Source organism: Streptomyces sp. R41 (assembly GCF_041053055.1).
Lineage (GTDB): Bacteria > Actinomycetota > Actinomycetes > Streptomycetales > Streptomycetaceae > Streptomyces.
The window spans coordinates 1,795,354-1,814,637 of sequence record NZ_CP163443.1 but is presented as its reverse complement, the minus strand read 5'-3'; the positions used below and the strand labels follow the sequence as shown (position 1 = coordinate 1,814,637).

The 19,284-nt window shown below is 70.4% G+C and carries 18 protein-coding genes and 1 pseudogene; 10 read left to right on the top strand and 9 right to left on the bottom strand.

What is annotated here, in order from left to right:
- Window positions 1-3: 3 nt before the first annotated feature.
- Window positions 4-1,995: an amino acid transporter gene (locus AB5J53_RS08605; protein WP_369245022.1), complete on the bottom strand. Its 1,992-nt coding sequence runs from the start codon at window positions 1,993-1,995 to the stop codon at window positions 4-6.
- 170 nt (window positions 1,996-2,165) lie between these two features.
- On the opposite strand from AB5J53_RS08605, the gene AB5J53_RS08600 reads away from it, so the two are divergent.
- From AB5J53_RS08600 to AB5J53_RS08590, 3 genes are all read left to right on the top strand, one after another.
- On the top strand, window positions 2,166-2,792 hold the full coding sequence (locus AB5J53_RS08600) for a YigZ family protein (RefSeq protein WP_369245021.1): 627 nt from the start codon (window positions 2,166-2,168) through the stop codon (window positions 2,790-2,792).
- A 70-nt stretch (window positions 2,793-2,862) separates the two neighbouring features.
- Window positions 2,863-4,026 (top strand): exonuclease SbcCD subunit D, encoded by a 1,164-nt coding sequence (locus AB5J53_RS08595; RefSeq protein WP_369245020.1) that lies wholly within the window; start codon window positions 2,863-2,865, stop codon window positions 4,024-4,026.
- A gap of 201 nt (window positions 4,027-4,227) precedes the next feature.
- Window positions 4,228-7,230: an AAA family ATPase gene (locus AB5J53_RS08590; RefSeq protein ID WP_369245019.1), complete on the top strand. Its 3,003-nt coding sequence runs from the start codon at window positions 4,228-4,230 to the stop codon at window positions 7,228-7,230.
- A gap of 352 nt (window positions 7,231-7,582) precedes the next feature.
- Here AB5J53_RS08590 and AB5J53_RS08585 read toward each other — a convergent pair whose 3' ends face one another.
- Window positions 7,583-7,822, bottom strand: a complete 240-nt coding sequence (locus AB5J53_RS08585; protein ID WP_369245018.1) for a hypothetical protein — start codon at window positions 7,820-7,822, stop codon at window positions 7,583-7,585.
- 505 nt (window positions 7,823-8,327) lie between these two features.
- On the opposite strand from AB5J53_RS08585, the gene AB5J53_RS08580 reads away from it, so the two are divergent.
- Window positions 8,328-8,828: a DUF6174 domain-containing protein gene (locus AB5J53_RS08580; protein ID WP_369245017.1), complete on the top strand. Its 501-nt coding sequence runs from the start codon at window positions 8,328-8,330 to the stop codon at window positions 8,826-8,828.
- Between the two features lie 201 nt (window positions 8,829-9,029).
- On the opposite strand, the gene AB5J53_RS08575 is transcribed toward AB5J53_RS08580, so the two are convergent.
- Entirely contained in the window at window positions 9,030-9,665 is a 636-nt protein-coding gene (locus AB5J53_RS08575) for a methyltransferase domain-containing protein (protein WP_369245016.1), read from the bottom strand.
- Between the two features lie 212 nt (window positions 9,666-9,877).
- Window positions 9,878-10,036 (bottom strand): annotated as a pseudogene (locus tag AB5J53_RS08570) (response regulator transcription factor); the annotation flags it as partial.
- Window positions 10,037-10,303: 267 nt separating this feature from the next.
- Here AB5J53_RS08570 and AB5J53_RS08565 point away from each other — a divergent pair.
- Entirely contained in the window at window positions 10,304-10,963 is a 660-nt protein-coding gene (locus tag AB5J53_RS08565; protein ID WP_369245015.1) for a histidine phosphatase family protein, read from the top strand.
- Window positions 10,964-11,266: 303 nt separating this feature from the next.
- On the opposite strand, the gene AB5J53_RS08560 is transcribed toward AB5J53_RS08565, so the two are convergent.
- The 4 genes from AB5J53_RS08560 to AB5J53_RS08545 form a co-directional block, all read right to left on the bottom strand.
- Window positions 11,267-12,451, bottom strand: coding sequence for an FAD-dependent oxidoreductase (locus AB5J53_RS08560; RefSeq protein ID WP_369245014.1), 1,185 nt, complete (start codon window positions 12,449-12,451; stop codon window positions 11,267-11,269).
- 127 nt (window positions 12,452-12,578) lie between these two features.
- The gene (locus AB5J53_RS08555; RefSeq protein WP_369245013.1) at window positions 12,579-13,208 is read right to left on the bottom strand and encodes a hypothetical protein; all 630 of its coding nucleotides are present in this window, start codon (window positions 13,206-13,208) and stop codon (window positions 12,579-12,581) included.
- Between the two features lie 159 nt (window positions 13,209-13,367).
- The gene (locus tag AB5J53_RS08550) at window positions 13,368-14,018 is read right to left on the bottom strand and encodes a DUF305 domain-containing protein (protein ID WP_369245012.1); all 651 of its coding nucleotides are present in this window, start codon (window positions 14,016-14,018) and stop codon (window positions 13,368-13,370) included.
- 89 nt (window positions 14,019-14,107) lie between these two features.
- Window positions 14,108-14,521: a DUF6153 family protein gene (locus AB5J53_RS08545; protein ID WP_369245011.1), complete on the bottom strand. Its 414-nt coding sequence runs from the start codon at window positions 14,519-14,521 to the stop codon at window positions 14,108-14,110.
- 293 nt (window positions 14,522-14,814) lie between these two features.
- Between AB5J53_RS08545 and AB5J53_RS08540 the strand changes: the two genes are divergently transcribed.
- The 4 genes from AB5J53_RS08540 to AB5J53_RS08525 all read left to right on the top strand — a co-directional run bounded on the left by AB5J53_RS08540 (window position 14,815) and on the right by AB5J53_RS08525 (window position 18,177).
- Entirely contained in the window at window positions 14,815-15,183 is a 369-nt protein-coding gene (locus AB5J53_RS08540) for a BlaI/MecI/CopY family transcriptional regulator (RefSeq protein ID WP_369245010.1), read from the top strand.
- Entirely contained in the window at window positions 15,180-16,091 is a 912-nt protein-coding gene (locus AB5J53_RS08535; RefSeq protein WP_369245009.1) for a M56 family metallopeptidase, read from the top strand. Before AB5J53_RS08540 ends, AB5J53_RS08535 begins: the two co-directional genes overlap by 4 nt.
- 158 nt (window positions 16,092-16,249) lie before the next feature.
- A complete protein-coding gene (locus tag AB5J53_RS08530) occupies window positions 16,250-17,275 on the top strand; it encodes an NlpC/P60 family protein (RefSeq protein WP_369245008.1) in 1,026 nt (341 codons plus the stop codon).
- Window positions 17,276-17,307: 32 nt separating this feature from the next.
- Complete coding sequence (locus AB5J53_RS08525) at window positions 17,308-18,177, top strand: F510_1955 family glycosylhydrolase (RefSeq protein WP_369245007.1); 870 nt, start codon at window positions 17,308-17,310, stop codon at window positions 18,175-18,177.
- A gap of 7 nt (window positions 18,178-18,184) precedes the next feature.
- Here AB5J53_RS08525 and AB5J53_RS08520 read toward each other — a convergent pair whose 3' ends face one another.
- On the bottom strand, window positions 18,185-18,439 hold the full coding sequence (locus AB5J53_RS08520) for a hypothetical protein (protein ID WP_369245006.1): 255 nt from the start codon (window positions 18,437-18,439) through the stop codon (window positions 18,185-18,187).
- 154 nt (window positions 18,440-18,593) lie between these two features.
- Here AB5J53_RS08520 and AB5J53_RS08515 point away from each other — a divergent pair, with 154 nt between their 5' ends.
- Window positions 18,594-19,253 (top strand): TetR/AcrR family transcriptional regulator, encoded by a 660-nt coding sequence (locus AB5J53_RS08515; protein WP_369245005.1) that lies wholly within the window; start codon window positions 18,594-18,596, stop codon window positions 19,251-19,253.
- The last annotated feature ends 31 nt before the right edge of the window (window positions 19,254-19,284 follow it).

Below are 19,284 nucleotides of genomic sequence, written 5' to 3'. Positions count from 1 at the left end.
GGCTCAGCCGACGTGGACCCGGGGCCTGCGCTCCGGGTCGGGCTCCGCGCGCCGGAGCACCTCGCGGGTGACCGGGGCGACCTCGCCCTCGCCGAAGACGAGGAAGCGCACGAGGTGGCTCAGCGGGTTGCCCTCGGTCCAGTTGAAGTATGCGTTGGGCACCTGGCCGGTTCGCTCGCGCAGCTGCATGAGGACGGCGGCGATCGTGTTGGGCACGGTCGCGCCCTCCACCCGCAGCCTGCGCACGCCGTGCTTCTCGTCACCGTGCACGGCCAGGTCGGCCGTGAAGTCCGAGGAGTCCGTGACGAAGATCTCCAGGAACAGCACCGGGCGGCCGTCGGGGATGTGGGTGTGCTCGCGCTGGCTGTACTCCTTGGCGCGGTACTCCCGGGTGCTGTGCTCCTGCGGCTCGTTCGCGATCAGCCGCAGGGGGCCGCTCGCGGCGGCTTCGTCGATGAACCGGGCCGCCGCGTCGTCGAACGTGACGTCGGCGGCGCGCAGTTCGAAGGCGCGGCGGACGCGGGACGCGAACGAGGTGATCAGGATCCCGAGGATGAAGATCAGCGCGATCTTGATGCCGTCCGGACGCTCGATCACATTGGTGACCAGGGTGTATCCGAAGACCGCGGTGATCGCGCCGAAGCCGATCGCGGCGGCCCGCCGGCCCCGCCTGTGCACGGCGACCGCCGAGGCGAAGGACGCGGAGAGCATCAGGACCAGCACACCGGTCGCGTAGGCGCCGCTCTGGTCGTCGACGTTCGCGTGGAACCACAGCGTGATGAAGACCGCGGCCGCCATGAAGACCAGGACCAGCGGGCGCACCGCGCGGGTCCACTCCGGGGCCATTCCGTAGCGCGGCAGATAGCGCGGCACGAGGTTGAGGAGTCCGGCGAGCGCGGAGGCGCCGGCGAACCAGAGGATCGCGATGGTCGAGAGGTCGTAGACCGTGCCGAAGGCCTCGCCCAGGTGCTCGTGCGCGAGATACGCGAGAGCGCGCCCGTTCGCCGGGCCGCCGCTCTTGAACGCGTCCTGCGGGATCAGGATCGTCGTCGCGAGGCTCGACAGCAGCAGGAAACCGCTCATGATCACGGCGGCCGTGGTGAGCAGCTTGCGGGTCTCCCGGATCCGGCCCACCGGCTTCGCGTGCGTGTCCGTCGGGTCGCCCGTGACCTGCGGCATCACCGCCACACCCGTCTCGAAGCCGGACATGCCGAGCGCCAGCTTGGGGAAGACGAGGAGCGCCACGGCGATCATGGCGAGCGGCGAGGAGTGCTCGGCCGTCATCGCGTCGGTCCAGTTGCCGATCCTGACCGGGTGGCTCAGCACCTCCCAGGCGGCGACGGCCAGAACGACGACATTGAGTGTGAGATACGTCGCCACGAGCGCCACGGCGATGCCGATGGCCTCCTTGAAGCCCTTCAGGAAAACCGCACCCAGGGCGGCGACCAGGACGAGGGTGATCCAGGTGTTGGCGTGGTGCATCCAGTGCGGAGCGAAAGGATTCTCCACGACGTGCGCGGCGGCATCGGCGCCCGACAGCGTGATGGTGATCATGAAGTCGGTGGCTGCGAACCCGAGCAGCACGAGAACGAAGATCTTCCCCGCCCACCAGGGCAGCAGCCGCTCCAGCATCGCGATCGAGCCCTCGCCGTGCGGGCTCTCGTGCGCGACGCGGCGGTAGACCGGCAGCGCGCCGAGCAGGGTCAGCGCGATCAGCACGAGCGTCGCGAGCGGGGAGAGCAGTCCGGCCGCGAGTGCGGCGATACCCGGCTGGTAGCCGAGCGTGGAGAAGTAGTCCACGCCGGTGAGGCACATGACCCGCCACCACTTGTGGCCCTGGTGCTCGGTGTCCGGGGTGGCGTGCGGGCCCGGGTGCCGGGCCGACTGTTCGCTCAGGCCCTCCAGGAGCCATGCCCGCCAGCGGGGCGTGGCAGCGGAGGGCCCCGGTTCGTCGGGTTCGGCGGCGTCCTTACTCTCCACCTGGGTGCCGGTCATGCTGCGATCTCCCTGCGATCGGTCGGGCCCCGTGGGGCCGATGGTCTGGCCGGGGCCTTTGGACAACGACGAGCGAGTATCCACCACATCGTCGCCCGCGCCGCTGTCGGGGGCGGCCCCGCGAGGATCCGCCGTCCTCCACGCGCGCGTGCAGCGCATACGCTGGCGTGATGCAGGACGAGTACCGCACCGTGGCCCGGGCCGGCGTGCACGAGACCGAGGTCAACCGCTCCCGCTTCCTGTGCGCCCTCGCCCCGGCCGCCACCGAGCAGGAGGCGCAGGAGTTCATCGCCGGCGTCCGCAAGGAGCACGCGGACGCCACGCACAACTGCTACGCGTACGTCGTCGGCGCCGACGCCGCCGTCCAGAAGGCGAGCGACGACGGCGAACCCGGCGGCACCGCCGGCGTCCCCATGCTCCAGATGCTGCTGCGCCGCGACATGCGGTACGTCGTCGCCGTCGTGACCCGCTACTACGGCGGGGTCAAGCTGGGCGCGGGCGGACTGATCAGGGCGTACGGCGGCTCGGTGGGCGAGGCGCTCGACGCACTCGGCACGATCACGCGTAAACGCTTTCGTCTGGCCGCGGTGACGGTGGACCACCAGCGGGCCGGCAAAGTGCAGAACGACCTGCGGTCCACCGGGATCGATGTGCGTGACGTGCGTTACGAAGAGGCGGTCACCATCGAGATCGGGCTGCCGGACTCCGACGTGGAGGCCTTCCGGGCGTGGCTGGCCGACGTCACCGCCGGGACGGCCGGGTTCGAACTGGGCGGAGAGGCATACGGGGACGCATAGGCGGGGCAGCACGGGCCGATACGGGAGTAGCCGCCCGTGATGTCCGACCCGCCCGTTAGTCTCGGGGATCATGAGGCTTCTGCACACTTCCGACTGGCATCTCGGCCGGGCGTTCCACCGGGTGAACATGCTCGGCGCCCAGGCCGAGTTCATCGGCCACCTCGTCACGACCGCGCGCGAGCGTGACGTCGACGCCGTGGTCGTGTCGGGGGACGTGTACGACCGGGCGGTGCCGCCGCTCGCCGCCGTCGAGCTCTTCGATGACGCCCTGCACCGGCTGGCCGACCTCGGTGTGCCCACGGTGATGATCTCCGGGAACCACGACTCGGCGCGCCGGCTCGGTGTCGGCGCGGGTCTCATCGGGCGCGCCGGCATACACCTGCGCACCGCGGCCTCGGCCTGCGGCACACCCGTGGTGCTCGCCGACGCCCACGGCGACGTGGCCTTCTACGGGCTGCCGTATCTCGAACCGGCCCTGGTGAAGGACGAGTTCGGGGTCGAGAAGGCCGGACACGAGGCCGTGCTCGCCGCCGCCATGGACCGGGTCCGCGCCGACCTCGCCACGCGCGCGCCGGGCACCCGTTCCGTCGTGCTCGCCCACGCCTTCGTCACCGGCGGCGAGGCCAGCGACAGCGAGCGGGACATCACCGTCGGCGGGGTCGCCTCCGTGCCCGCCGGCGTCTTCGACGGCGTCGACTACACCGCGCTGGGGCATCTGCACGGCAGCCAGACCATCACCGAGCGCGTGCGCTACTCGGGCTCCCCGCTTCCGTACTCGTTCTCGGAGACCGACCACCGCAAGAGCATGTGGCTCGTGGACCTGGGCCCCGAAGGATCCCTGAGCGCGGAGCGGATCGACTGCCCCGTCCCCCGCGCGCTCGCCCGCGTCCGGGGCCACCTGGACGACCTGCTCGCCGACCCGGAGCTGGAGCGCCACGAGGAGGCGTGGATGGAGGCGACCCTCACCGACCCGGTGCGCCCGGCCGACCCCATGGCGCGGCTGACGGAGCGCTTCCCGCACACGCTCAGTCTCGTCTTCGACCCGGAGCGGGCGCCCGAGGACCCGGACATCTCCTACGCCCGGCGTCTGGCCGGCCGCAGCGAGCAGCAGATCGCGGAGGACTTCGTGGCCCATGTGCGCGGCGCGGGCCCCGACGCGGACGAACAGGCCGTGCTGCGGGACGCGTTCGACGCCGTCCGCGCCGACGAGGCCGTACGGGAGGTCGCAAGGTGAAGCGACGGCTGCTGCATATGGAGGGCGCCCGGTGACATCACGCGCACTGCATTCCACGAAGGCTCGATGCCTTGTGGACTCCAAGGCGGTCCGACGCCCTGCGGACTCCAAGATGGCCCGATGCTCTTCGGGCTCAGAAAAGGCCCGATGGCTTTCGGGCTCCGAGCAGGCCCGACGCCTGCTGGGTTGCGAGGGGGACTGATGAGGCTGCACCGTCTGGACATCACCGCCTTCGGACCCTTCGGCGGGGCCCAGAAGGTCGACTTCGACGAGCTGTCCGCCGCCGGTCTGTTCCTGCTGCACGGGCCGACGGGCGCGGGCAAGACCTCCGTCCTGGACGCCGTCTGCTACGCGCTGTACGGAGCGGTGCCCGGCGCCCGCCAGAGTGGCCAGGGTCTTGGTCTGCGCAGCGACCACGCGGCACCCGCCACGCGCTCCGAGATCCGCCTCGAACTCACCGTCGCCGGCCGCCGGTTGGAGATCACCCGGCAGCCGCCGTGGGAGCGTCCCAAGAAGCGCGGCATCGGCACGACGACCGAAAAGGCGCAGAGCTGGCTGCGGGAGTACGACGCGACGGCGGGCTCCTGGAAGGACCTCAGCCGCTCCCACCAGGAGATCGGCGAGGAGATCACCCAGCTGCTCGGCATGAGCCGCGAGCAGTTCTGCCAGGTCGTGCTGTTGCCCCAGGGCGACTTCGCGCGCTTCCTGCGGGCCGACGCCGAGGCCCGCGGCAAGCTGCTCGGCCGCCTCTTCGACACCCACCGCTTCGCTGAGGTCGAGAAGCGCCTCGCCGAGCGGCGGCGGGCGGCCGAAGCCGAAGTGCGCGCCGGGGATGCCGCGTTGCTGGCCGACGCGCACCGGATGCAGCAGGAGGCCGGGGACAGCGTCCAGGTTCACCTGCCCGACCTGGCGCCCGGCGATCCGGGCCTCGCCGACTCCGTCCTGGCCTGGGCCGCCGTGGCCCGCAGTACCTCCCGTGAACGGCTCACGATCGCCCACTGCGCCCGTATGGCCGCCGAATCCGCGCAGGCCGCGGCGGACCGGGTGCTCGACGACGTACGCGAAGTGGCCCGCCTGCAGCGCCGGTTCGCGGAGGCTCGGGAGCGTGCCGCGCGCCTGGAGGAGCGGGCCGACGCCCACCGGGAGGCCCAGGCGCGGATGGAGCGCGCCCGCAAGGCCGAGGCGGTGGCCCCCGCGCTCGACCTGCGTGAGGCCGCCGAGGCCGAGCACCGGCGCGCGGCGGCCGAGGAGGCACACGCGCGTGCTGCCCTGCCGGACACCTTCGCCGGCGCCGGTGTGCCCGGACTCGCGGCGGCGGCGCGCAAGGCGGCCGAGGAACTGGGCGGCCTGGAGTCGGCACGCCGGGCCGAGCGCAGAGTGACCGAACTCGTCGAGGAGCGCACCGACTTGGACCGGCAGGAGCGCGCCGACGAGGACGTGCTCCAGGAGGCCGAGAGCTGGCTGGCCACATGGGAGGCAACCCGCGCGGGTGTCGAGGCACGGATCGAGTCCGCGCAGGAGGCCGCGACGCTCGCCGAGCAGCTCGCCGTCCAGCGCGAACCGGCGCTGAAGCGGCTCAACGCGGCCCGACAGCGTGACCAGTTCGCCCAGGACACGGACGCCGCCGCCGTGCGTGCCCTCGCCTCGCGCGAACGCGCCACGCAGGCGCGCGCCCACTGGCTGGACCTGAAGGAACAGCGCTTGAACGGCATCGCCGCGGAACTCGCCGCAGGTCTCGTCGACGGCGAGCCCTGCGCCGTCTGCGGCGCCACCGAACACCCCGCGCCCGCACGGAAGATCGCCGGACATGTCGACCGGGAGGCGGAGGAGCGGGCCCTCGCCGCGTATCACCGCGCCGACGAGGAGGTCGCCGAGGACGAGCGGCGGCTCGGTGTCGTACGCGAGGCGCTGGCCGCCGCGAGTGCCGAGGCGGGGGACACGCCGACGGCACAACTCGCCGAACAGAGCGAGGAGTTGGAGCGGCAGTACGCCGAGGCTCGCGCCGCCGCCTCCGGGCTGCACGCCGCGCGGGAGGCACGGGAGCAGGCCGAACGCGAGCACGAGCGGCGGCTGTCCGCACAACAGGCGGCCGCCCGCCGCGTCGCGTCACGCGCCTCGCTCAGGGACGCACTGGACCGCGAGAGAGCCGGTCTGGAAGGGGAGCTGGAGCAGGCGCGCGGCGCCGCCGGAAGCGTCACCGCGCGGGCCGCGCAGCTGGAGCGGCAGGTCGCGCTGCTCACCGAGGCCGCGGATGCCGTGCGCGGGGCCGAGGACACCGCGCAGCGCCTCAAGGACGCCGACGCGCGACTCGCCGACGCGGCCTTCCGCACCGGGTTCGACACCCCGCAGGCGGCGGCCACCGCGCTGCTCGACGACGCGTCCCACCGGGAGCTCCAACGGCGGCTGGACGCCTGGCAGTCGGAGGAGTCCGCGGTACGCGCCGTACTCGCCGAGGCCGACACGGCGGCCGCGGCCCAGCAGCCGCCCGCCGACCTGAGGGCCGCGGAGCAGACCGCCGAGTCCGCCGCCCGGCGCCTGCGGGACGCCGCCTCCGCACAGGACGCGGCCGCGCGGCGCTGCGCTGAGCTCGACGGGCTCTCCGCGCGCGCGGCCAGAGGAGTCCGCCGTCTGGCGCCGCTGCGTGAGGAGTACGACCGGGTGGCCCGACTGGCCGGCCTCGCGGCGGGCACGTCGGCGGACAACGAACGCAAGATGCGCCTGGAGGCGTACGTCCTCGCCGCACGCCTGGAGCAGGTCGCCGCCGCCGCGACGATGCGACTGCAGCGGATGTCCTCCGGGCGCTACACCCTCGTGCACTCCGACGATCGTGCGGGCCGTGGCCGCAGCGGGCTCGGGCTGCACGTCGTCGACGCCTGGACCGGCCGGGAGCGCGACACGGCGACGCTCTCCGGGGGCGAGACGTTCTTCGCCTCCCTCGCGCTCGCCCTCGGCCTCGCGGACGTCGTCACGGACGAGGCCGGTGGCGTGCGGCTCGACACGCTCTTCATCGACGAGGGCTTCGGCAGTCTCGACGACCAGACCCTCGATGAGGTTCTCGACGTCCTCGACTCACTGCGGGAGCGCGACCGCAGCGTCGGCATCGTGAGCCACGTCGCGGACCTGCGCCGGCGCATCCACGCCCAGCTGGAGGTGGTGAAGGGGAGAACGGGGTCGGTCGTACGGCAGCGGGGCGTCGACGACTGACCCGCCAGTGCGTGGCGGCTGTCAGGATGGAATCTTTCCCTGTTTTGCCCGCTCTGTCCTTGATCGTCTTCGTCTTTGTGTCCCCCGGGCGTCCCCCGGACTGCCTCCAGGGCCGCTGCCACCTTGGTCGAATGGATGGTTCGTCCGTCCCTGCAGGTAGCGAGCCCCGATAGATTCGATTGACTACCGCTCCGAATTCGCGGACTTGCTGAGTCTGGGGGCGACGCTCGTGCGCTCCTCCTCGTCATGCGCTCCCGTCCCTCGTCGGCCTTTGGGCGGGCCTCCGCGGCCGCTGCCAGCCGGATGGCGATGCAAGGAGTCGGTGGCTGAGCGGTACGGGCAAAATATGCTTTCACGACCCCTCTGACTCCGGTTGGGCTCGTGCCTCACGCCGCAGCTCCGCCCACGCTGTCCGAGAACTGCCTGCCGTGGTGGACCAGAACGGATGGCCCACGAGCTGGCGCGATAGCTCCAGCAGCTGGCGACGCAGCACCCTCGTGCGGGCCGGATTGCGGCGGGCGAGGGCTTCGTACGTGCGATTCCAGTCGCGCTGGGCCTCGACCAGATCGTCGGGGAAAGTGTGGTGCGCCATGATTGAAATTCAATCATGTGTTCGAATTGTTGGGCACGTCTGAGCGTGCCTCGTGTGATGTTCCGCGATAGTTGTGCGGTGGGGGAGCACCATGAGCAGCCCGGCCCGCATCCGCAGCCGTCCCGCTCCTCCTCGGCTTGTGTGATGCTCCCGATCTGCACCGCGTAGCAGTTGTCGCCGCGCCATGCCTCGCGGCCTTCCTTGACCGCGACGACGGTGACCACGAGGGCGGCGATGGGGTCGGCCGGCGACGCGGAGTTGGTTCCGCCTGGGAGACGCAGCTGAGGGCGACGTTCTTGGCTAGTGGCCGGGGCTTTTCGGCGTCAACTTCCTTGTGGGCAACGGTTGTTACGGTCATTGCGAGGCGGCCGTGAGTGCGGGCGGCACCGACGAATGCGATGACGAGTGCGATACGGCAGCGGAGTCCGGCTCCAGGTGCCGCAGCTGCCCGAACGTTCGTGTGTGGACCGACGTCGTAGCGGTAGCCGTCTCCGAAGGAGCCACCGTGATCGCTGTAACCTCCAGCCCGCGTTTCGTGTCCGCTGCCGCGCTGATCGGGGCGCTGATGTGCGCGACTACCGCCTGTGGCGCCGAGAGTTCGACGTCTCAGGGATCCGTTGCAGGCACTGGGACGAAGAGCGCCACAGCGCAGAGCGAGGCCACGTGGCAGGAGCCTCCCTCGTACGCCTACACGCTGTCGTCGAGTGAAGGGGAACGGTCCCTGATCGGGACGTTCCGGGTGACGGTCCGGGACGGCCGGGTGGCCGACGCGGTCGGCCTCGACGAGAGCAGTCGGCGGGTGGTGAAGCAGTCACCCGGTGAAGTACCCACCATTGGCGAGCTGTTGAAGAAGCTGGACCAGGCACGGCGCGACCAGGCGGACACGGCGGAAGCGGAGTACGCGACCGACGGGTACCCGGTGCGGATATCGCTGGACTGGGAGAAGAACGCGATCGACGACGAAGCCCTCTACGTCATCAGCGCCTATGAACCGGCAGGCAGTTAGTGCGCCGCCCCCTTCTTGGGCACGGGCATAGCCGTGCCATCGTCGTTGCACGTCGGAGAGCCCGTAGCGGTGGCGGGGGCGTTGCCGCCGCCACGACACACTCGGGGTCGGCCCCATGCCTCGCAGCTGCTGGATAGCCCCGCCGAGTCGGGGGGAACCGTTCGAACATCTTCGGTGGCCCGCTGACGACCCATTGCGAGCCTAGGAGGTACTGGCCTCCGTACGGATGCGCCGTAGTGTGGCCCAGCTCCCCCAGCCTGCGGCGGCTTCCACGGAGGTCCAGCGGCCGGGAAGGGCGTCCGCGACGTCTTGAGCCGGAAGATACAGCGGCCCGTCCTGGCCAAGCTGGTTGATCCACAGCAGTACCCCGTCCGGAGCCAGCACCCGGGCGGTCTCCTGGGGGAACAGGAGCATGTCGATGGCGACGATGACCGCGGCCGAGGCGTCGGCGGCGGGCAGGGCGCTGGCGTCAGCGCGCACGCGGGTCGGCGAGCGCAGGGCGGCGTGACGGAGCATCTCCTCGGACAGGTCGATGCTGATCACTGTGGGGAAGGAGGCGGTGAGCCGCGGGGTGAACAGGCCAGTGCCGGAGCCGAGTTCCAGGCAGGGGCCGTGAGGGAACGGGCCACCGCGGGTGAGGGCGTCGCGTACGGGATCGTCGCGGCCGGTGGCTTGGGCGGTGTCCCAGGAGCTGGCGAGCTGGTCGAACAGGTCGGAGAGGAAGCGGGCGGTCTCGGCTGTCCAGGGGCGTCGGCCTGCGGCCAGATCGCGCGCGAAGGCGCGGAAGAGGTCTGCCGATTCCTTGGGCGGGAGGGGTTTGCCGTGGGGACTGGGCATGATGCGCGGCAAGGTGGCGGTCACGTAGGCCAGTTGAGCACGGGAGGGATATGTGGTGGATCGGCCCGGGGGTGGAGCAGCGGGTGCATCCTCGGGTGGAGATGCGTGTGCGTCAGTGGTGGCCCTCGTGCAAGCCGACACCCGGGTCGTCGTGGTGGTGGTGTGAGGAGTCATGCCTGCGTCCGCTGCGGTCGGTATGCTCCGACGGGGCCTGCAAGGACAGTGAGGCCGTCGACGTCCGGCATCCGGATGCCCAGCAGCACGACGTCAGGAATCGCCGTCTCACCCTCGATGTCGTCCGCCGTATCGAGGATGTGCTGAAAACCCGTACGAATCGGGGCCTCGTCGTCGAACACCAATACCCGGGTCACGCGTGCTCCCTTGCCAATACCCGGGTCACGCGTGCTCCCTTGCTATCGAACCGTTGTTCGATGCGTGTCACAGTGAGGGCCACCCTGCAGGCTTCCGACACCCAAGCCGGCCGGGTGGCGGGGCTGCGCCAGCCCGTTGGCGGGGGCGGTTCCGGACACCTGCCGGATAGTTTTGACCGGCCGCATCTCCGACCCTGGATCACAAGGCCATCCGGCGTCATGCCGGGCCAGGACGGAGGCAAGCCGATGTCAGTCAGCCTGACATTCATGTGCACGCCAGCCGGGCATACCACCAGGGATGCAGTCTTCGGTGAGGGTCTCCTCAGTGAGGGGGGCGTTCGTGAGGCACGCGCCGCCCGCGCAACACTTCCTCCGTACTCGCTGGCCGTCCGGGCACCGTCGATCCGCTGCGCGGAGACCGCTGGCGCTCTCGGCCTGGAGGCCACGCTCGAGCCCGCACTGCGCGACTTCGACTACGGCACGTGGCACGGTCGCACGGTCGGCGAAGTCGTCGCGGACGACCCCTATAGGTACGCCGCCTGGCTTACCGACCCGGATGCCGCGCCGCCCGGAGGCGAGTCCGTACGCCGGCTCTGCCGTCGGACCGCCCACTGGCTGAGCAGCGTGTCGCCTGACATGGGCCGCGCATTGGTCATCACCGAACCGGCCATAGTCCGGGCCTCGCTCGTCCATGCTCTGTGCGCACCAGCGACAGCCTTCTGGCAATTCGAGGTGCCACCCCTGTCCGCGGTCTCCCTCACCTTGCGTGGTGGCCGCTGGCACGTTCAGCCCGGCCGCCTCACCCCTGTAAGAGCCGGCACCACTCGTGCTGTTCCTATGCCTTGTGACGCTGCACAGGATCAGAGGGTGCTCCTGCGGGGCGAGGCGGCGAGCGACGAGCAGTACGACCTCATCGCCCGGGTGTGACCCCCCGGCCATATCAGTCGGACAAGGAGGGCGAACAGGCTGAGCGGCCCGGAGAACAGGGCCGGGCACAAGCCCCGACAGCGAGGGCAAGGGCGATGAGCAGGGTCCTTGCCGCTCGGAGGACAGGGCGAAGCCGAGGATCACGCCCGGGTGATTTCCCAGGTCATGGACCCGGTGATGGACAGGGCGTGCAGCACGGCGCCTACGGGCTGGCCTTCCGGTGGGGGCCCTCGCGGAGACGAAGGCCCACCTCCTGCGGGTCACAGCCGGTCGAAGATCTTGTTCTCTGCCTTCCGCTCGCTTCTACTCGCTGGCGGTATGCTGCGCGACTGCTCCCGCCAGCCGCGGTGCCGCGAACTCGGTGCCGCAGGTGAACCGCAGCAGCGGACCGAAGGCGGCCGCCGCCTGGATGCCGGTGAAGTACAGGCCGGGCACGGACGACTGCAGACCTTGGTCGAGGCGCGGGAATCCGCCTGTGCGGGCCAACCGGGCGCGCAGTTCGGGGGCCAGGAAGTCCAGCCCGTCGAGGCGGACGCGATAGCCGGTGGCGGCCAGGACGTGATCCGTCTCCAGTGTGTGCGTATCCCCCTGCCCGTCGCGGGTGGTGAGGACGACCCGGTCGCCGTCGCGCCGGGCGCCTGTGAGGTGCTGACCGAGCCGCACCGGCACAACCCCGTCGAGGCGCGGCTTGAGCCACCACGAACCGAACGGCCCGAGCACCCGCCGCACCAGGTGCAGCCGGGTGGACTCAGGCAGGAAACGGAAGGCCGCCGCCTGATGGACGATCGCGTGCAGCGCCCAGGAACGCCCCAGCGGGGTGTCCGGCTGCCAGTGCGGCCCCGGCGTGGGCCCCGCCCCGAACACCAACTTGTCCGTCCGGGCCAGCAGTTGGACCTTGACCCCGGCCTCGTGCAGCAGCGCCGCGCTCTCCTGCGCCGACTGCCCGGCGCCCACCACGACCACATTCCGGCCCTCGAACTTCCCGAGGTCGGCGTGGAGCGAACTGTGTGAGACGAGCCCGTCCGGGACGAGTCCGGCCAGCGGCTCAGGAACGTACGCGAACCCGTCCATGCCGCTGGCCACGACGACCACCGACGACTGCACCTCCTCCCCGGAGGCGAGCTTGAGCCGGAAGCCGTCGTGCTGCCGGTCGACCGCCAGCACCCGTACGTCCTCCACCTCGGGCACCAGCTCCTCGGCGAACCATCGCCCGTATCGCACGAACATCTCGACCGGAACCTGGTCGTGGCCGGTCAGCCGGGTCTCCCTTGTCTGCCGGGCGTACTCGTCCAGCGTGAACCCCGGCTTCGGCGCGGACAGCACGGAGGCGCTCGGCGGTGACTTCAGCAGCATGCCCGCCGGCATGTTCTCGGCCCAGCTCGCCATCGGCGAGCCGAACACCCTGACACCTAGGCCGCGCGCCTTCAGATGCGCGGCGGTGGACAGGCCGTACGGGCCCGCCCCTATGACGACGACAGTCTTGGACATGAATTCCCCCCTGGCGCGGCGCCCTTGAGCAGCCCGCGCTCCGGCATGGCAGGTCAGAACTTTCGGATTCATGCCGATTGCCGCCGCAGGTCATCAGCCATGGCGCACCCGGTGCGCCGTACGGCCGTCAGATCGCGAGCGGCAGGGAGGAGCAGGGCGGGCCGCGCCGGACGACCGCGTCCGCGAGGAGGACCTGAACCCGACAGCCGGGTGCCCGCCGCGGACCGGGGCGCCACCCGGCGCCGGCCACGCTCAGGTCGAGGGGAGTGTGGACCGGCGTGAACAGCCTGAGCACCAGCTCGCGCAGGTGCTCCCATTCGCGCCCGGCCGCGTACAACACACGCCGTCGACAGGTATCGACGCCATGCAGCAGCACCGCGCACAGCACGGTCAGCGCGACATGGGCGACAACCACGGGCCAGCCCGCGTGGACGGAGGTCGGCCACACGGCGTGTGCCGGGACGGTGACCGCGTCATCGGTTCGTACGAACCAGTAGCCCACGACTGCCTGCGTCCCGATCGCGAGCATCAACTGCCGCGACAGCGGCTTGTCCTGACCCGCGCCCGGCAACGCGACACCGAAGAGGAGACACGCAGCGAGAGCGCGCATGCCCCACGAGGGCCCGGAGTCGAACGCCAGATGGTGGACGGTGACGGCTACCGCCGTACCCAGCATGGAAAACAGCCCGGCCCGGACAGCCGCCACCGGCACCACACGCGGCACCCAGCCGCGGTGGCACGCAAGGGACACACGCACCGAACCCCCCATAACCCACCCATCATGGGGCCGGAGCCCTGCCCGTGTCACCATCGCATCCGGTGCCGAGGGGAACCGCGACTCGCTCCCGTCTGATGGAGCGGGGGAGGAGGCCGACCGGTTTCGGCCTCCTCCCTCTACCAGCCGTCCGGCGATGTGTCAGCTCTTGCCCAGCATCTTGTTCATCTGCTCGATCTCAGCCGTCTGGGCCGTGATCACGTCGTCCGCGAGCTTGACGGTGGGACCGTACTTGCCGTTGGCCTTCTCGGTCTTGGCCATCGTGATGGCGCCCTCGTGGTGCTCGACCATCATCTCGAGGAACATCTTGTCGAACTCGGTGCCGGAGGCCTTCTCCAGCTTGTCCATGTCCTCGCTGCTCATCATGCCGGGCATGGAGGACGACATGTCGTGGTCCATCCCGGGCATGGCCGACGACATGTCCTCGGGGACCTTCTCGCTCCACGAGGTGAGCCAGCCGGACATCGTCTTGATCTCCGGGTCCTGCGCCGCCTTGATCTTCGTGGCGAGGTCCTTGACCTCCTGAGAGGAGGCGCGGCCGGCGGCCAGCTCGGCCATGTCGACGGCCTGACGGTGGTGCTCGATCATCTCCTTGGCGAAGGAGATGTCCGCGTCGTTGTGGGCGCCGGCCTTGGCCGAAGCGGTCGCGGACGGGCTGGAGTCGGAGTTCATCGACCCCATGTCGTGACCGCCGCTGTCGCTGTCGCCGCCACAGGCGGCCAGTACGAGCGCAGCCGCACCGGCGGTGACGGCGAGGGCGGTACGACGGATGAGCTTGCGGTGTGCAGTCATGGTTGAGCTCCTGCGTTCGGATTCTGGGGAAGGGCATGCCGGAGCACGGCGCCGCATCCGTAAGGGGGCGCGGCGAGGTGCGGGCCGCTCTAGATCCGCAGGAGCTGGAGTTCGGAGAGTGAGGGCGGGGCGCGACCGCCGTCAGGGCCGCTGCCGAATGAAGAGGTACCTGCCTGCGCCTGCTCGGTGCAGGTCACCACATCGGGCAGCAGCACGGGTACCACCACGGGAGTCCCGGCGACGGATGCGGAGGCGCAGGTCGGGTCCGCATGCGCGGCGTGACCCGTGCAGCCGCCGTCACCGTGATCGCATTCGTCCGGCATCGAGGCCGTGACATTCGTCTGCGCGGTCGCCCCCATCCGGTGGTGCTTGGAGGCCCCGGCGGCGGCGGGGACCGGTCCGAGACCGTGCATGCCAAGCAGGCCCAGCAGCAGGGTGCACGCGAGCAGCACGCAGGACCGCAACGCCAATTGCGGTCGGGCGAGCTGTCCGGGGCGTGTCACGGCCCCATCGTAGGCATGGATCATCGGCCCCTTGCATCCCGGGTATCACCGGAGTGGACACGGACACGTAATACCCACCGAGGGTATAGCAGCGACATGCGGACACTGCGATACGCCGCAGAAGTAGGAGGTTTCGACGACGCTCCGGTACGCGAGGCGATCGACAAAGCGGGTTACGAGCTCACTGGGCGGTTGTGACCCTGCCCTTACGCCCCGGAAGCCTGGCAGGTCAGCCGTCTACTATGGCCCTGCGTACTCGCTTGCGCATTCGGTGGCGAAAGGAAGTCGGGGCCATGCGGCGGCTGGGGGATCTCGAGGCGGAGATCATGGATCGCCTGTGGACGTGGAACCGTCCGGCGACGGTGCGTGAGGTCGTCGACGACATCAACAAGACCCGCCCCATCGCCTACACGACGGTGATGACCGTCACCAACATCCTCTACAACAAGGGCTGGCTGCTCCGAGGCAAGCAGGGACGGGCCTGGCTGTACTCGCCGGTCCGCAGCCGCGAGGCATACGCCGCCGCATTGATGGAGGACGGCTTGGGGGAGAGCAAGGACCGCCCGGCCGCGCTGGTCCACTTCGTCGAGAAAATGTCCGAGGAGGAAGTGGCCGCCCTGCGCAAGGCCCTGCGGAACGTAGGACGACAGGCGAAGTCGTGAACGCGGCCCCAGTCCTGGTCGGCTACACGGCGGCCGTGGGTTTCGTCGCTCCGCACCTGCTGCTGCGCGCCGGCTGGCCGTACCGGGCCCCGGCCCTGGCGGCGGCGGTGTGGCACACGCTGATGGTCTCGTTCTCGATCGGTGCCGCGCTCGCCGCGTACAACCTGGCCATGCCGGCCGAGCACCTACACGCGGGGCTGGTGGGCCTGCTGCACTCCTGTGGGATGCATGTCGGCCCGGGCGAGCCCGACCCCGGGACGGCGCATCGGCTCGCCGTCGCGCTGCCCGCCGCCATCGGTGTCGCCCTGGTTTCGAGTTTCGTCGTCCACGTCGTACGAGCCCGCCGGACGCGGACGCGACACCGCGAGGCCGTGGACCTGGTGGGCCACCACTCCGCCCAGTTGCGCGCCACCGTCCTGCCGTACGGCATCCCCGCCGCTTACTGCCTGCCCGGCCGCCACGCCCGGGTCGTGATCAGCGACGCGGCCGTACGCGAGCTCACGCCAGAGCAGCTCAGTGCCGTACTGGAACACGAGCAGGGCCACATCGCAGGACGTCACCACTTGACCCTGGCCGCCGCGGAGGCGTTCCACTCGGTGTTCTGCCTGACCCCGCTGGCCCGCCATGCCCGGGAACAGACGGCGCTCCTCCTGGAGATGGTCGCCGATGACCGCGCTCTGCGCCGTCACTCCACTGAGGCGCTGGCCACGGCGATGTACGAGATGGCGGCGGCCCGCGCCCCGAAGGGCGCGTTCGCGGCTGGCGGGCACACGGTCCTGATCCGTCTGAAGCGGGTTCTCGGCCCGCGTAAGGCCCCTCACCCCGCGTTCTGGGGGTCTGTGGCCGCCGTGGCCGCGGTGGTGCCGCTGTTGCCGCTGCTGGCCGCTTGTCCGCCCGGCCTCAGCTGACCGACACCAGATAGGGCCCCTGTGACTCGGGCTCACTTGCGGCTCGAACTACTAAACTACTAAGTTCTAGCGAACTTGCCTTGGTCGATGCCGCGGCGCCAACCCGGCGGCCGCGGCCCGTCGATCGGTCCACAAACGTGCAGAGGAGTCACCTCGCGATGGGAACGCACCGTCGGCCGAAGTCGCCCAGCCGTGCCCGGATAGCAACCCTCGGTGTCGCCGCCGGTGCCGTGAGTCTCTTGCCGACGCAGAGCCAGGCGGCCCCGAAGCCCACCCTCGACGAAGTGCGTAAGCAGGTGGAGAAGCTCTACGAGGAGGCCGAGGCTCCCACCGAGGAGTACAACGGCATCCGCGAGCAGCAGGAGAAGCTGCAGCGCGAGGTGGACGGGGCGCAGAACCGGCTGGCCCGGAAGCAGGAGGAGATCAACGAACTGCGGGAGAAAGTAGGCCCGTTGGCCGCCGCGCAGTACCGCAGCGGGGCCATCGACCCGAGCGTGCAGCTCTTCCTCTCCAGCGACCCGGACGACTACCTCGACAAGGCCGAGGCGCTCGGCCGCACGGGGGACCGGCAGGCCGCCGCGCTGCGGGCTCTGGAGGGCAAGCAGCGGGAACTCGCCCAGGAACGCGCGGACGCCGCGAAGCGCCTGAAGGCCCTGAATGAGGCACGGACCGAGGCCGCGAAGAAGAAGGACGAGGTCCAGGGCAAGCTCACCGAGGCGCGCAAGCTCCTGAACAGTTTGACCGCCGAGCAGCGGACCAGGATGGAGGCCGCCCAGGAGCGCGATGACGCCGCCGCGGGCACCAGCGACGCGCCCGCGAGCTACAACGGTCCCGCCAGCGGTCGCGCCAAGACCGCCATCGACTTCGCGTACGCCCAGCTGGGCAAGCCCTACGAGTGGGGTTCGACGGGTCCCAACTCCTACGACTGCTCAGGCCTGGTGGGTGCGGCCTGGCGCTCGGCGGGCGTATCGCTGCCGCGCACCGTCAAGCAGATGTATGACGCGGGCCGCAAGGTGGCGCAGTCGGACTTGCAACCTGGCGACATCATCTACTGGTACAACGACAGCCAGCACAACGGCATCTACATCGGCGACGGCAAGGCCATTCACGCCCCACGCACGGGCAAGAACATCGAGATCACCCAGGTCAGCTACATGCCGTTCTACGCCGCGTCCAGGCCCTGAGCACCAACACCCGCACCACCTGAGGAACTTCCGTGACCGCACGTTCGACCACCCGCGCCCTGCTCACCGTAGCGGGGGCCGCGTTCGCCTCCCTGGTCCTCGCGGCCTGCGGGGGCGGGTCGTCCGACACGGGCGAGGAAGCGGCGGCGTCGACCTCGGCGTCGGAGCTATCCCACGTCCACGGCTTGGGCGTCGACCCGGCCGACGGGCGCGTGTACGTCGCGACTCACGACGGCCTGCACACGGTGGCCAAGGGGCAGAAGCCGAAGCTCGTCGGCGACCGCAAGGATGACTTCATGGGCTTCACGGTGATCGGCAAGAACACCTTCATCGCCAGCGGACACGGCGCCGAAGGAAGCGACCGCCCCGGGAACCTCGGCCTGATCCAGACCAAGAACTCCGGCCGCGCCTGGACGTCCCGATCGCTGTCCGGAGACGCCGACTTCCACTCCCTGGACTCGGCGAAGGGCACCGTCTACGGCTATGAGGGCGGCCGGATCCGAGTCAGCACCGACCTCAAGAACTGGGACGACCGGGCCACGCTGGAGGCCCTCGACCTCGCTGTCAGCCCCTCCGGCGACAAGTTGCTGGCCACCACGGCGGAGGGCGTGGTCAAAAGCACCGACGGCGGCCGCACCTTCGGCAAGGGCGCCGGTCCGGTCCAGGCGTTCGTGTCCTGGCCCACGGAGAAGGCTCTGTTCGGCATCGACACGTCCGGAAAGCTGAGCACGAGCGCGGACGGCGGTAGGACGTGGAAGCAGCTCACGGCCGTACCCGGCGGACAACCTCAGGCATTGACCGCCGTCGACGCCGATCACATCCTCGCCGCGACGATGACGGGCCTGTACGAGTCCCGCGACGGCGGCAAGACGTTCACCGAACTCGCGCCGCTCGCTTCATGAATCGGCCTCAGCGAGCTGCAAGCCCTGCCGTCTGATCGCTGCCGGTAGCGGGCTGCGGCTCGCGCAGGCGTTGTTGCCTGCGCCACCCGTGGCGGGTCAGCCCTCTCGGCTTGTACACCGACAGCACCACCGCGACCAGAAGCACGACCAGGGTTGCGGCGGCATCGGCGAGCAGTTGAACCCTCATCCCGAAGAGGTCACCGCTGGACAGGCTCGCCTCGGCCGCGGCGTCGGCGACGTGCCCGACCACCTGCATGTGCACGAGCAGCAGAACCGTGGCGACGGCGAATCGGTCATGGGTGAGTCCTTCGTTGTGCTCGGTCGCCGAGCGGTCGACGACGGCCGCAGTTTACGAGACACGATGTCCACGATGTCCACGAGCGTGTATCGACATCGCCGCCACGTACACTGATGCGGTGCCGAAGCTGTGGAACGAGACGATCGAGACGCACCGCCGCGCGGTGCGCGACGCGATTCTGAACACCACGGCGGAGCTGGCCGCCGAGCACGGGGTGCGGTCCGTGACGATGTCGCAGATCGCCGAGCAGGCCGGCATCGGCCGGGCCACGCTGTACAAGTACTTCCCGGACGTCGAGGCAATCCTTCTCGCCTGGCACGACCGCCAGATCACCGAGCACCTGGGACAGCTGGCGGAAGTCCGTGACCAGGTCGACGGAGCCAGCGAACAGCTCGAAGCGGTCCTCAGGGCGTTCGCTCACATCTCACGCCACTCCCGCGGGCACCACGGCACCGACCTCGCGGCGTTCCTTCACCGGGACGAGCGGGTCGCCCACGCCGAGCAGCAGCTCCACGGCATGATCCGGGACCTGCTTGCCGCAGGCGTACAGGCAGGCGACTTCCGGGACGATGTCGCGCCCGACGAGCTCGCGACGTACTGCCTCCACGCCCTCACGGCTGCTGCCGCCCTGCCCTCCGACGACGCCGCCGACCGCCTGGTCACGGTCACCCTGTCCGGGCTGGGCAACGCCCACCCCGAAACGGACAAGCGGAAGTCGACGAGCCCACGCCAACACCCCGAACACCACGGCCATCGCGCACGGCACTCCGGTCACTGAGTTCCCCGGCTGCTCCCGAACGCTCACATCA

Excerpts from the sequence above, each read along its gene's own strand:
- AB5J53_RS08565 (WP_369245015.1), top strand. The coding sequence starts at position 10,304 with ATGTGCACGCCAGCCGGGCATACCACCAGGGATGCAGTCTTCGGTGAG.
- AB5J53_RS08585 (WP_369245018.1), bottom strand. The coding sequence starts at position 7,822 with ATGGCGCACCACACTTTCCCCGACGATCTGGTCGAGGCCCAGCGCGAC.
- AB5J53_RS08595 (WP_369245020.1), top strand. The coding sequence starts at position 2,863 with ATGAGGCTTCTGCACACTTCCGACTGGCATCTCGGCCGGGCGTTCCAC.
- AB5J53_RS08550 (WP_369245012.1), bottom strand. The coding sequence starts at position 14,018 with ATGACTGCACACCGCAAGCTCATCCGTCGTACCGCCCTCGCCGTCACC.
- AB5J53_RS08540 (WP_369245010.1), top strand. The coding sequence starts at position 14,815 with ATGCGGCGGCTGGGGGATCTCGAGGCGGAGATCATGGATCGCCTGTGG.
- AB5J53_RS08530 (WP_369245008.1), top strand. The coding sequence starts at position 16,250 with ATGGGAACGCACCGTCGGCCGAAGTCGCCCAGCCGTGCCCGGATAGCA.
- AB5J53_RS08590 (WP_369245019.1), top strand. The coding sequence starts at position 4,228 with ATGAGGCTGCACCGTCTGGACATCACCGCCTTCGGACCCTTCGGCGGG.
- AB5J53_RS08575 (WP_369245016.1), bottom strand. The coding sequence starts at position 9,665 with ATGCCCAGTCCCCACGGCAAACCCCTCCCGCCCAAGGAATCGGCAGAC.
- AB5J53_RS08605 (WP_369245022.1), bottom strand. The coding sequence starts at position 1,995 with ATGACCGGCACCCAGGTGGAGAGTAAGGACGCCGCCGAACCCGACGAA.
- AB5J53_RS08560 (WP_369245014.1), bottom strand. The coding sequence starts at position 12,451 with ATGTCCAAGACTGTCGTCGTCATAGGGGCGGGCCCGTACGGCCTGTCC.
- AB5J53_RS08600 (WP_369245021.1), top strand. The coding sequence starts at position 2,166 with ATGCAGGACGAGTACCGCACCGTGGCCCGGGCCGGCGTGCACGAGACC.